Source organism: Escherichia sp. KTE52 (assembly GCF_000408325.1).
In the GTDB taxonomy this organism is placed as follows: domain Bacteria; phylum Pseudomonadota; class Gammaproteobacteria; order Enterobacterales; family Enterobacteriaceae; genus Escherichia; species Escherichia marmotae.
On the sequence record NZ_KE138679.1, the window covers coordinates 4,388 to 15,400 of the forward strand.

Annotated in this window: 10 protein-coding genes and 2 pseudogenes; 4 read left to right on the forward strand and 8 right to left on the reverse strand. The window is 45.1% G+C overall.

Annotation, left to right across the window (positions count from 1 at the left end; translation table 11 throughout):
* A pseudogene (locus A1SC_RS25455) lies at positions 1-1,080 on the reverse strand (phage portal protein); the annotation flags it as partial.
* Between the two features lie 365 nt (positions 1,081-1,445).
* Here A1SC_RS25455 and A1SC_RS12010 point away from each other — a divergent pair.
* The 4 genes from A1SC_RS12010 to A1SC_RS11995 all read left to right on the forward strand — a co-directional run bounded on the left by A1SC_RS12010 (position 1,446) and on the right by A1SC_RS11995 (position 4,801).
* Positions 1,446-2,621 (forward strand): RNA-guided endonuclease InsQ/TnpB family protein, encoded by a 1,176-nt coding sequence (locus A1SC_RS12010; protein WP_016262338.1) that lies wholly within the window; start codon positions 1,446-1,448, stop codon positions 2,619-2,621.
* Between the two features lie 201 nt (positions 2,622-2,822).
* Positions 2,823-3,254, forward strand: a complete 432-nt coding sequence (locus tag A1SC_RS12005; protein WP_016262339.1) for a type II toxin-antitoxin system HicB family antitoxin — start codon at positions 2,823-2,825, stop codon at positions 3,252-3,254.
* A gap of 318 nt (positions 3,255-3,572) precedes the next feature.
* On the forward strand, positions 3,573-4,031 hold the full coding sequence (locus A1SC_RS12000) for a helix-turn-helix domain-containing protein (protein ID WP_262263739.1): 459 nt from the start codon (positions 3,573-3,575) through the stop codon (positions 4,029-4,031).
* Positions 4,032-4,048: 17 nt separating this feature from the next.
* Entirely contained in the window at positions 4,049-4,801 is a 753-nt protein-coding gene (locus A1SC_RS11995; RefSeq protein ID WP_016262341.1) for a YaaW family protein, read from the forward strand.
* A gap of 30 nt (positions 4,802-4,831) precedes the next feature.
* Here the strand turns inward: A1SC_RS11995 and A1SC_RS11990 are convergent, their stop codons facing one another.
* The 7 genes and pseudogenes from A1SC_RS11990 to A1SC_RS25860 all read right to left on the reverse strand — a co-directional run.
* On the reverse strand, positions 4,832-5,200 hold the full coding sequence (locus A1SC_RS11990) for a hypothetical protein (RefSeq protein WP_016262342.1): 369 nt from the start codon (positions 5,198-5,200) through the stop codon (positions 4,832-4,834).
* Positions 5,197-7,149, reverse strand: coding sequence for an antirestriction phage head protein DarA (locus A1SC_RS11985; protein WP_016262343.1), 1,953 nt, complete (start codon positions 7,147-7,149; stop codon positions 5,197-5,199). The genes A1SC_RS11990 and A1SC_RS11985 overlap by 4 nt, the downstream gene beginning before the upstream one ends.
* Positions 7,146-7,763, reverse strand: coding sequence for a defense against restriction DarA-related protein (locus A1SC_RS11980; protein ID WP_016262344.1), 618 nt, complete (start codon positions 7,761-7,763; stop codon positions 7,146-7,148). Before A1SC_RS11980 ends, A1SC_RS11985 begins: the two co-directional genes overlap by 4 nt.
* Positions 7,753-8,199, reverse strand: coding sequence for a hypothetical protein (locus A1SC_RS11975; RefSeq protein WP_016262345.1), 447 nt, complete (start codon positions 8,197-8,199; stop codon positions 7,753-7,755). Before A1SC_RS11975 ends, A1SC_RS11980 begins: the two co-directional genes overlap by 11 nt.
* Complete coding sequence (locus A1SC_RS11970; protein ID WP_016262346.1) at positions 8,199-8,525, reverse strand: hypothetical protein; 327 nt, start codon at positions 8,523-8,525, stop codon at positions 8,199-8,201. Before A1SC_RS11970 ends, A1SC_RS11975 begins: the two co-directional genes overlap by 1 nt.
* A 459-nt stretch (positions 8,526-8,984) precedes the next feature.
* Positions 8,985-9,407 (reverse strand): tail fiber assembly protein, encoded by a 423-nt coding sequence (locus tag A1SC_RS11965; protein WP_016262348.1) that lies wholly within the window; start codon positions 9,405-9,407, stop codon positions 8,985-8,987.
* Positions 9,408-9,438: 31 nt separating this feature from the next.
* Positions 9,439-11,013 (reverse strand): annotated as a pseudogene (locus A1SC_RS25860) (hypothetical protein); the annotation flags it as partial.

The following is an 11,013-nucleotide window of genomic DNA, read 5'->3' on the forward strand; positions in this document are numbered from 1 at the left end:
TGCGGGTATAGATTGCGTATCAATGGTGATCCCGTTCTTCCCATCCCCCATGACGGGTATCAGATGGTTAAGTACAGATGGGAGAGCATTAGAATTAATCGACCGTTGCGCTACGAGGTCGCTATGACGCTTCAGTGCCTGGCTGACCCCGCGCGTATAATTCGCCGCATTTACCGGATCTATCGTGTTCGTTGTGAGTGCAATCAGGCGATCAATTTTTGCAGCGTTGTTTCGCGTTGCTTTCAGCGCAGCAAGCGCGGCACATAAATTCAGGTAGGGTTCATAACTGTATTCAAGAAACGACGTACCGTAGTTCTGCGTCTCCATTAACGGCTTGTCCTGCTGTTCACTAAGCAAGGAATAGCCTTTAGTGCCGTAAGTTACTGGCATTACTTTATGCTGAGGCGTCCAGTACGGGTTTTTCATGGAAACCAGATTCCACGGTTCGGTTATAACTCTGCGCAAAGTATGCGTATCCAGAATATAATCACCGCTGAATCCGACAAGTTGGCTACCGCGATAAAACTCCTGAACGAAATGAGGGAGCGTGTAATAGCTCGACTCAATTCCAGTTATCCCCTTCCCTTGCTCTGCATATGGACGGATATACGACACACCGAAAATAGCCATGATCATGGCCCACGATGGCAGGCCATCATTAATCATTGAGCTTAAATCAGCGGTCAATTCCTCACATCGACTTACAGCCTCCTTATCCGCCCCATTTTTCGGAGAGAGAATAAATGCGAGGCCTGTTTTTTTTGATGGAGCCAGAGAATGCGCAATGTGAATGTTTAATGCTGTGGAGATAGTCGGACTTTTCGCCATCGTCTCCAGTATGTTGTATTTTTGCAGGCGGTCACTCGGTAATTCTGCCGATATAGATACAGTATCCGCCGCGCTTGTCATGCCATCGCTATTGCTCCCCAGGATGCCAGGACGCAAGGCGGACAGGCCAGAACGAGCAACGACGCTATGCCCGCTCGCAAATACGACCGGATCGGCAGGCGTAACATCACCACCGCTGAAGGCTTTCTTCAATGCCGACATAAAGCCCTTGTTTTTGTCTTTCGTTGCCATGATTCACCGCAAAAGGTTTCCGATTTCGTGGCAGCTTATCCAGTGTGTGATTTCATCAGTAATTTTTCGTTGTTTTCACCATATGCTGATGTTTTTTCATATGCAGAAATGCTTTTCCAAAAACGCAACCACCAAACACAAAAGTTATATTTATAAACATTTTTGTTGTGTTTTATATCTTTTGTGTTGCCATTCTTATCGCCCACGATGGATAAATCGCATAAGGAAACTTGTGAAGTATTCAGCAAACAACCGCCGAGAACCCTCGCCCAATGCGGGCGGGGAGGAAAGGCGGAAAAGCCCACAGGGCTTTAAAAATATTATTACGGTGTTAGCATAAAAACCTGTACCAATGAGCAGTGACTATGTTAAGAGCAACAAAAGTACGCATCTATCCAACACCGGAACAGGCAAAGTATCTCAATGCCCAGTTCGGCGCGGTACGCTTTGCGTACAATAAAGCTCTTCACATCAAAAAACACGCTTACCGGCGATATGGGGTGAATTTAAATCCGCGCAAAGATTTGAAGCCGTTGCTGTCTGTAGCGAAGAAGTCCCGTAAGTATGCCTGGCTCAAAGAATTTGATTCAATGGCATTGCAACAGGCGGTAATCAATCTTGATGTGGCATTTTCCAACTTTTTTAATCCGAAGCTGAAAGCGCGGTTCCCGACGTTTAAACGCAAACACGGAAAACAATCGAGCTATCACTGTGTCGGGATTAAGGTGCTGGATAATGCCATCAAAATCCCCAAACTGGCCCCGATAGAAGCACGCCTTCATCGTGAACTTCATGGAAAGCTGAAAAGCATCACTGTCACCCGTTCTGCAACGGGGAAATACTACGCTTCCATTCTTCGTGACGATGGCGCTTCCGCACCAGAGAAACCCACGTACCTGAAGGAAGAAAAGATTACAGGTCTGGATATGGGGCTGGAGCACTATGCCATCACTTCTGATGCTGTAAAAGTTCCGAATCCTCGCCATCTCATCAATGCAGGTCGTAATCTGCGACGCAAACAAAAAGCATTATCCCGTAAGCAAAAGGGAAGCGCGAATCGTAAAAAGGCCAGAATCCGTCTTGCGGCCTTACACGAACGGGTGGCGAATGCCCGTGCTGATTTTCAACACAAGCTCTCTCGCGCGATTGTCGACGAAAACCAAGCGGTAATTGTGGAGACGCTGAAAACAGCCAACATGATGAAAAACCACAATCTGGCAAGAGCGATAGGTGATGCTGGCTGGCACAGCTTCATCACAAAGCTGGAGTACAAGGCAGCGACAAAAGGCGTTCACCTGGTAAAACTCGACCAGTGGTTTGCCAGTTCGAAAACGTGCCATTGTTGTGGTTACAAAACGCCGGAAATGCCACTTCATAAACGCATCTGGCGATGCCCTGAATGTGGAGGAGAACATGACCGCGATATCAATGCGGCACTCAACATCCGGCAAAAAGGAATACTGGAACTAAAGGCGGCGGGACTCGTCGTTTCTGTCCATGGAGGCCAGCGTAAATCCGTCGAACAGACGGTTGCGGCCTGAGAAGTGGGAAGCCTTGCCCGACAGGGCGGGGAGCAGTCACGAAAGCGCCTGGTGGCGGCAGTCATCAGAAAGCGAACCTGAACGGAAAGCGGTCGTTTTTCCCGGGCCACGGTTCAAAGGAAATGCCTGAACCGCTACGCAAGAAAATAATGAAGGACCAGGGGGCTTTAAGCCCCAGCCTTTTTCACTAGGAGCTTCTTTATGTTTAACTTTCCGGTAAAGCTGGAGCGCGACGACAGAACCGGCGCGTATGTCGTATCATGCCGCGACCTACCATTGTTTAATTCCGTGGGTGAATCAGTTGAAGAAGCGTTGCTTGAGGCTGGTTATGGATTGGTCGCAGCGGTTGCGATTGAGATTGAAGAACGCCGACCTGTGCCCACTGGTAGCGAGCCAAAAGAAGGTGAGTACGTTGTCTCTTTGCCAGTGCTACCAGCAATGAAGGCTGCACTCCACAACGCGATGATAGAAACCGGCACACGCAAAGCAGAGTTGGCGCGCAAACTCGGAAAAAATGGAACACAGATTGATCGGCTTCTCGACGTCGAACATTCATCAAAAGTTGAAACTGTCGAGCTGGCACTGCATCAACTGAATAAAAATATCGCCGTATCTGTCACACCAATGCGGTGACTGCTCCCCGCCCTGGCTGGGCGAGGATTTACGGGGTATTTGTTAAAAACGCTCTATTCAAAGAAGAAATACCGAATCCCCCGGAGGTTATCCGGGGTGTCCAGCAGCCAGGTCAGGTTTTCAGCCTGAAATCACTTTGTTCTGTTTTGTCTTCGAACATCATGAGGTTAAGCCCTTCCCCCCCTCCCCCATTTTTACAGGATAAATATCAACCGAATTTATCTCATCGACATCTCTAACAGAAAATCAGTGCTACACCCAGTTTATTAAACTTGCAGTTTAATAAAAAATTAGTATCATGGTAGATATCGGAGGGTGATGATGAAAACATCTTATTTGACAATTTTGGCATTTCATATTCGAGACCTTCGCGAGGAGAAAGGAATCACCCAATTAGACATAGCAAACAAGCTAGGTATGACAAGTGCTGGTTGGGGGAAAATTGAAAATGGTAAATCGGCTCTCTCAGTAGAGAATATGTTAAAGTTTTGTAAGGTTGTGGATATAGATCCATGCGTCCTACTTAACATATCTACAGAGTCCGCACGGGTGTTAATTGAAAAAGGCTGGGTAGTATCTTATTCACCTGTTGAGCGTGATAATCTTATAGATGGGAAAAATATATATACCAAGCTACATACAATGAATAATATTATGAGGAAATTTGTTGGTGAGCATTTGGAGGAAATATTAACAAAAGAATATAAAGACAGCATAACAAAATGCTCAACAATTTATATGGTTATTGTCAATAAGTTAGGTGTAAACATTATTTAAGCAAGTGGAGTGTGGATATGGCTTATCGCGCAGATAGAGATTTAACATTTTTATCGCAGTGCAGCGATTGTGATCTAGATGATCTGGTCAATCTGTTGATTTATGACAGCGATGGGAAAAAACGCTGGACTGAAGAATTATCAAACAACCCACTATATAAGCAATTTAGACCTCAACATAGCTTATACTGGCGTGAAATTGCAGCCGAAATCCAATGCTATGGTGGAAATACATTTGCAACATTGTTGCGTGGTGGAAAAGGAGTTTACTATAAAGAAATTCTTATTGATGTATGTAAAAGGCTAAAAGTAAACTTTAATTCTGAAAGCGAAGTGGGTGTGATTGAGAGAAATCTTCTTATGAAGATTTTAAGTGATGCTTTAGATAAGATGTCGCAGCAAGACATAAAAGAACTTGCTTTAGAATTTGGCTTAGTAAACTTAAAAACATTCAATCGTGAAGCGATGCTGGCTGCAATACAATATATTTTTAATAGTGGCGGATTCCGATCATATCAAATTACAGTTATGTTAGCCAATGTTATACTAAAGGCATTGATCGGTCGTGGTTTAACAATTGCAGCAAATGCTACTTTAGTTAGAATAGTAAGCCTTTTAGCCGGTCCAATTGGATGGGCAATAACGGCCGCATGGACGTTAGTTGACATTGGGGGCACAGCTTATCGCGTTACAATACCTGCAGTGATCCAGATAGCCGTTCTCAGAAGTAAAATAAACAATAATATAAAGGTTGACGACATTATTTTCTGATTAAAAATGGGGCATTGCTGCCCCTTTCTTTCACGCTGCGTACCCGTTAGCTGAAACCCAGTTTACGGTCTGTTCTTTGGCCTGATCGAGTGTCAAAAATTCACCAATATATTGAGATATGCCTCTCAAAGCATCGATGAACTCCATTTGTGATGATTTAGTAAATGCACCACTAAGGAAGTCAGCAACAATTTTAGGCGTTTCTTGTGCCGCCGGTTGCACTTCCTCTTCTTGCTGTTGTGCTGGATTATTCGATGAACCAAGCCCCAGCTTCATCATCACTTCAACTATCCGCACGCCAATAGTGACACGTTGTACCGCAGTCGCGCTTTTTTGCGCTGACATCAGCTCAGACAGTTCTTTGCCTAAGCTAAGGCGCTCCGTTACTGATATTTTCACCACACGCCCCCTTGTTGTATCTCTGCCAGAATGTTGATCAGGTGATCGGCTGCCGCACCAACAAGTGACTCGTTCTCATCATATCGACCTGCGTTGATAAGAACATTAGCTGCCTCCTGAATGCGATCAAACTCCGCTCTAATCACCGTCAAATCACGGGACGTAAACTGCAACGGCACGGATTTCAGATATTCCAGCGCACTGTCCGCCTCCTGATCAGCCTCACTAACTACTGGCCCATCTGAACCTGTATCAGACTCTTGGGGGGATTCAGGTTCAGACTCAGGTTCTGGTTCTTGTACAGCTTCCGGTGCCTGATCTAATGTCTGTTCAGCTTCGACTACTTCTGATTGATTCTGAAGCGCGTCATAGATATCCATTATAAAAAGGTTCTCCCCATCTCCAAGTGGATAAGCGACGTTAGGAAATGCTTTGCGGAAGAGGATTTTTATCTGCGCCTTAAAGGTTTTCAAGTCGCTTCCAAACAGATCAACATAGCCATCAATATGGTTCGACATACTGGACGCAACCAATTCGCCTGCAATCTCTTTCAATTCATCGTCACCAGGGAGATATAGCAACTCGTACTGACTGACTTCTTCGTCTGTCAGTTTGCGGTCATACGTAATGATTCCGTGACGAGCATATTCGTAATACGGATCAGCCTGATCAGGACGGTCAAGTACAGCTTTATTTCCTTCAGGAACCGCACCAACACCCGCCGGGCGAGATTGGAGCGCATAGCGATATTTACCAACTTCCAGGTGATCAGGATGTGATTCTGGTTGTGGCTCCTGTTCAGGCTGCGGCTGATCAGTTGGCTCAGGCTGACCAGGCAACACATCCACTTTGTATTGATCAGCATTATGTTCACGATAGGCTTTAAGTAATTTGGTTGCAGCGTCCGCTGAACTCCCACCTTTAACAGCACTGACATCAATACTGAAATTGCCTTCTGGTGCCTCAATCGTGACAAAGCTATCACTGCCTGACGTGACATACTTAACTACAGCACCATTATCCAGCGTTGTTTGGCCTTCTGTAGCAAGATTATGTTTTATGTGTCGCAGTTGATCATTGAAGGCACGCTCTTTAGTTCCTTGGCTCTTAGCTGACAATAAATTATCGCGTTTAGCCTGCAATTCCGCGTTAAGGGCTTTTTGTGCGTCTAATTTATTCTGCATATCATTGAGTGTTGAGCGTTTCTCTGCCAGCCCCCGCTGTGCGTCTTCAACCTGCTCAATCAGCACAGAACGTTCTTCTGCCAGCTTGTCGGCTTCATTGAGATACCCCTCAATATCAGCCTTCATTTTGTCCTGGCGCTCCTTTGCTTTTTTGAATTTTGCACTGTTACGCTCAATGAGGTTAGAAAGCGCCTGACACACCTGGCTCAGAGATACATCACGCCCACCGATTGGCGCAACAACATGCGTAACGTTTCTTTTGTTAAGAAGAAACTGAAACGCAACCAGCTCGTCATCCCCTTTAATTCTTGTGCCGTCTGCGGTTGGAGAATGGAAAATTATGCTTGTCGTTTGCCCATCGGTTAGAGGTATTTGTGCTGTTACAACAGGGATATTAGCAACCCGGCGCACGCGCCCAATGATTGCCCCACCGATACTATTACGTCCGTCTTCATATTCACCTGCCTCATCCGTACCCGCAGCAATGTTAGTGCCATTCAGGCCGCGATTAAGCGCCCGGACAAATGCTCGCATTGTTTGTGCTAACCGCAATTTTGTTGTGGTTATAGCTTCGAACATTGCCTCATTGGTAGTTACCAAAATTTCGTTGCCCATATAGGCCAGCTCGATATCTTCCAGCGTCGCAGGCTCGATAAGTAAATCATCCTCGGTGATATCTTCCGCCACCCAACGATTAGGCGTATATCCAGTGAGCGTATCTGCAAAAGTGGACTGGATATTTATTCGAATAGGTTTCTTTATCATGCATCTTCCTCCAGGCGCGCTATTTCTTCTTTCAATACGCGAGTTTTCGCCAGTTCCTGCGCCATCTCGGTTCTAATGATTTCAGTTTCTCTTGTTGCGCGGTCTGAATTACCTTGCACCTGATTTAATTTTTCTTTGGCCCTTTCAATATCCTCGCGGATCGCATCGCGAGATTCCTTTGCCTCTGCTAGTTTCTGCGCATTGGACTTAACGCCTTTTATTTTCTTATTTCCATCATCAATATCTTTCGCCGCACGAGCTAACTTACGCGCCAATGATTTCTGAAATGATGATGCGCCTTTATTAAATAAAGCAGCCAGTGATTGCCCTAAAGCCGTCAGCGTTTTAACAGGCTTGAAAGGAACAATTTTTCCGTTCAGTTTTACACCAGAAATATCACCAGTATCATTAACCTGAACGTCCATCGTCTGCTCATCGATTCCGATAAGGGTAAACGTGCGCGTCATGATCCCGTCTTTCTTCCTGCCATTACTGGCGGGGATCACCCTCGCTATCTTGTAGCCTCCTTTACCGATTTCTTTGACGAGTTTTGCCAGCCCCTTTTCGTTTAACTCATCATAATTAAGAAGAACATAATTAGACTTATTTGACATTCCAGTCTCCTTCACACTTTTCAATCATAAACTGGCGTTCTATGCAGTCATTGATAGGGAAAATGCGATAAAGCGGATTCAGGCGGCAATTACCGTTAGTCAATGTGACCTTTAGATCCCACTTCGCTGGCTCAAGATATTTCGTGTCGATGAGCAAATATTCTTCTCTCTCACCGCGTTTTGAGGCGTCAACTGGTCTTGTTTTCCCCGAAATAACCACAGATGGATTTTTCAAGTCCTGCAACCAATATTCGATTTGTGCATTGCTTACCCAGCTTCGCTTAACGCGAAGCGACACAGGAAACGCTATAGCAGACTCTTTCACTACAGCTTCGCCAATGCTCAAAATATCAACGCTCTTGCGACGAAATAAGAAACGGTCAATAACGGCAACAAATGCCATGATAAAAATGAAATAATTTCCAAAGTCACCCATTACTTCTCTCCACCTTTTCCCCCACTCGCTATTACGCTTAAGAGATTCAAGACGTTACTAGCTCTGGACTTCAAGCCCTGTAAAATTTCACTTCCGTTGTTACTGGCAATCAGAACAACGCAGTAAATGATGCCTTCAGGCCACTCATAGCTATCAGCCACCCAAAACCCCGCAAGCCCGGCAGTTACCGCAGTAAACAATTCACTCGCGAGATTGAGCAGTGACGCAGATATGCGCCCGTCTCTAACTCCGAGAAGGAATACGCCGGTTCCACTTAGCAGGGATGTTATGACTGCTACAGCCAGATTTTCATAATCTGCAAACATACCCCTCCAGAAATGACGTTTAACGCCGCTTCAACTTATCCAGTTTGTTATTTCCCGACTAAATGCCGTTCACACAAAATGGATGTATATGATGGCCCGGTGCTTCGTAAGCCTCGTCACTCAGAGCGTGGAGGATGCCAAATTCGCGTATCAACAAATGGTCCAAACACGGCTTTAAAGAGAAATACGCTTGAATGCGCAAGATGTGAGCTGATTCTTGAAGACAAAATGATGACATGTGAGTCTTCACAAGCGTCATTCAGTGAATATAATGCCACCCTCTCAGATACCACTAACTGAGTGTTCATTTTGCCCGCCGTCATTGACTGGACGGCGGCTTTTTTGTACCAAAGGATTGTATTACTAAAAAAGGTCACAAAAGCACTCACTAATAAAGCCCTCAACAAAAGAGGGCTTGAAATATCAAAAAAGCAGTGCTGATTGGATTGTTATGATTGTTTATGCAGGCATCTCAGGCCATGAGATATCTGCATCAACAGAAGTGTCAACTCTATTAAGAAGAACTCTATACCTCTTTAACTTTGTCAACATTTCTATTTCCTCATCAGTGGCAATATCCATATCAACAGCATCCTGAAGCGTTGATATTTTTATGCTCACATCATTCATAAGACTACTTTTGGTGTTTTCAGCAATGCTGACTCTATCCTCTAAGCTCATAGGTTGTGGGTCACATAACATTGGATAACCATCGCCATTTGCAATTATTATTTTCCCATTGCCATACCCTGATAACAATTCATCATATAAGTCATCAGGTATATGTACAGCATCGGACGGCCATGAACCGTTTTTATCGTAATCTTCTTTTAGTCTATCGTCGTAGAAACCACCAGTATCTTTGCTGTAATACTTTGCCATTTAAAAGCCTTCATTCTAATTAACTATATTTTTAATACCCATAAGCAACATACTGTGCATATACTTTATCAGTGGAGCTACTTTTTACTGTAAAACCAGTGGCTGAGTTGTTATATGTATAAAGAATTGCATTAACAGCATTCCCGCTATTAGGTGAAATCACAACTACCGCACACGCCTCAGGAAAAGCAGTCGGAAATTTAACTACGCTTCCTGGAGTAACAGCCGCTATAATCCCCCACTGCATCATCACCTTAGTTGATGTATCCTTATGCCATCCATGAATGTTGGCATATGCTGTGTTTTTAGCCTGATATTTCGTGTTGAAATTACTATAGTTACCAGGGGTAATCTGACCAGCGGCAGATAAATTCCCCATAACCCTTACATGACCATCAGCACGTCCTAATTCTACGCGACCATCACCGCCATCTATCTTTAATGGAGTGTAAACGACATCACCATTAACATTTTGCCCAGTGGTTGATATCTGGAAACTATATCCAGTATTAGTTATTAGGAATCCATAGTTATTATTATAAGTTAGGCGTATAGCATTTTGGCTGCTGGATATAATTTCACCGGTAACAGTACCACCTTTTGTTGCTAGCGCACCAACATGACTTGCCGTTAATGTGATATCGGCGGAACCATCAAAAGCCACGCCACTTATTTTTCTGGCTGTTTTTAACTTGGTAGCTGTAGCTGCATTACCACTTGTATTTTGATTCCCGGCAATATTGACGCCCGGAAGATTGATGTTTGCGGTGCCATCAAACGAAACCCCGCCTATTGTGCGCGCTGTTTGTAGTTTCGTTGCAGTTGCAGCATTGCCGGTAGTGCTCTGATTACCTGTTTTATTCACGCCTGGCAGGTCGATATTTGCGGTGCCATTAAATGAAACACCACCAATAGTTCTTGCCGTTTGTAATTTCGTTGCAGACGCCGCGTTCCCAGTTGTGTTCTGGTTGCCCGTGGTATTTACACCAGGGATGGAATCTTTCGATGTGTAGACCTGCGCCCACTCAGACCAACTGGCTGTATCAGTATCTCGTCGCGAACGTACATGCACAGGCGCATGAGCACCACTTGTACCGCTCCAACCTATGAACAACTCGCCTTCACCAGCGGCTGTTGCGCCCTTAAGATGAAGCACATTCCCGTAAGCAGAAGGATAGCCGTTGTTGTACGCCTCATACATCTGCAATCCAGTAGTAGCACCTTGCGTTGTACTGGTGAGCGCAGTAACACGCCCTCTGGACGTAATTGTTGGTATCGAAATGTTCGCAGAACCATCAAACTTAACACCGTTGATTGTGCGGGCTGTTTGCAGTTTTGTAGCGGTTGCAGCATTACCTGTTGTGTTCTGGTTACCAGCAATGTTCACACCCGGCAGGTTGATATTGGCAGTGCCATCAAATGCCACCCCGCCGATTGTTCTTGCCGTCTGAAGTTTCGTTGCGGTTGCAGCATTACCGGTTGTGCTCTGATTACCCGTTTTATTCACGCCAGGCAGGTCGATATTGGCGCTGCCATCAAATGCCACCCCGCCGATTGTGCGTGCCGTCTGAAGTTTCGTTGCGGTTGCAGCATTGCCGGTAGTGCT

Bases quoted from the DNA above. Each gene is read 5' to 3' on its own strand.
- A1SC_RS12000 (WP_262263739.1), top strand. From the start codon at position 3,573: ATGATGAAAACATCTTATTTGACAATTTTGGCATTTCATATTCGAGAC.
- A1SC_RS11995 (WP_016262341.1), top strand. From the start codon at position 4,049: ATGGCTTATCGCGCAGATAGAGATTTAACATTTTTATCGCAGTGCAGC.
- A1SC_RS12005 (WP_016262339.1), top strand. From the start codon at position 2,823: ATGTTTAACTTTCCGGTAAAGCTGGAGCGCGACGACAGAACCGGCGCG.
- A1SC_RS11970 (WP_016262346.1), bottom strand. From the start codon at position 8,525: ATGTTTGCAGATTATGAAAATCTGGCTGTAGCAGTCATAACATCCCTG.
- A1SC_RS12010 (WP_016262338.1), top strand. From the start codon at position 1,446: ATGTTAAGAGCAACAAAAGTACGCATCTATCCAACACCGGAACAGGCA.
- A1SC_RS11975 (WP_016262345.1), bottom strand. From the start codon at position 8,199: ATGGGTGACTTTGGAAATTATTTCATTTTTATCATGGCATTTGTTGCC.
- A1SC_RS11965 (WP_016262348.1), bottom strand. From the start codon at position 9,407: ATGGCAAAGTATTACAGCAAAGATACTGGTGGTTTCTACGACGATAGA.
- A1SC_RS11985 (WP_016262343.1), bottom strand. From the start codon at position 7,149: ATGATAAAGAAACCTATTCGAATAAATATCCAGTCCACTTTTGCAGAT.
- A1SC_RS11980 (WP_016262344.1), bottom strand. From the start codon at position 7,763: ATGTCAAATAAGTCTAATTATGTTCTTCTTAATTATGATGAGTTAAAC.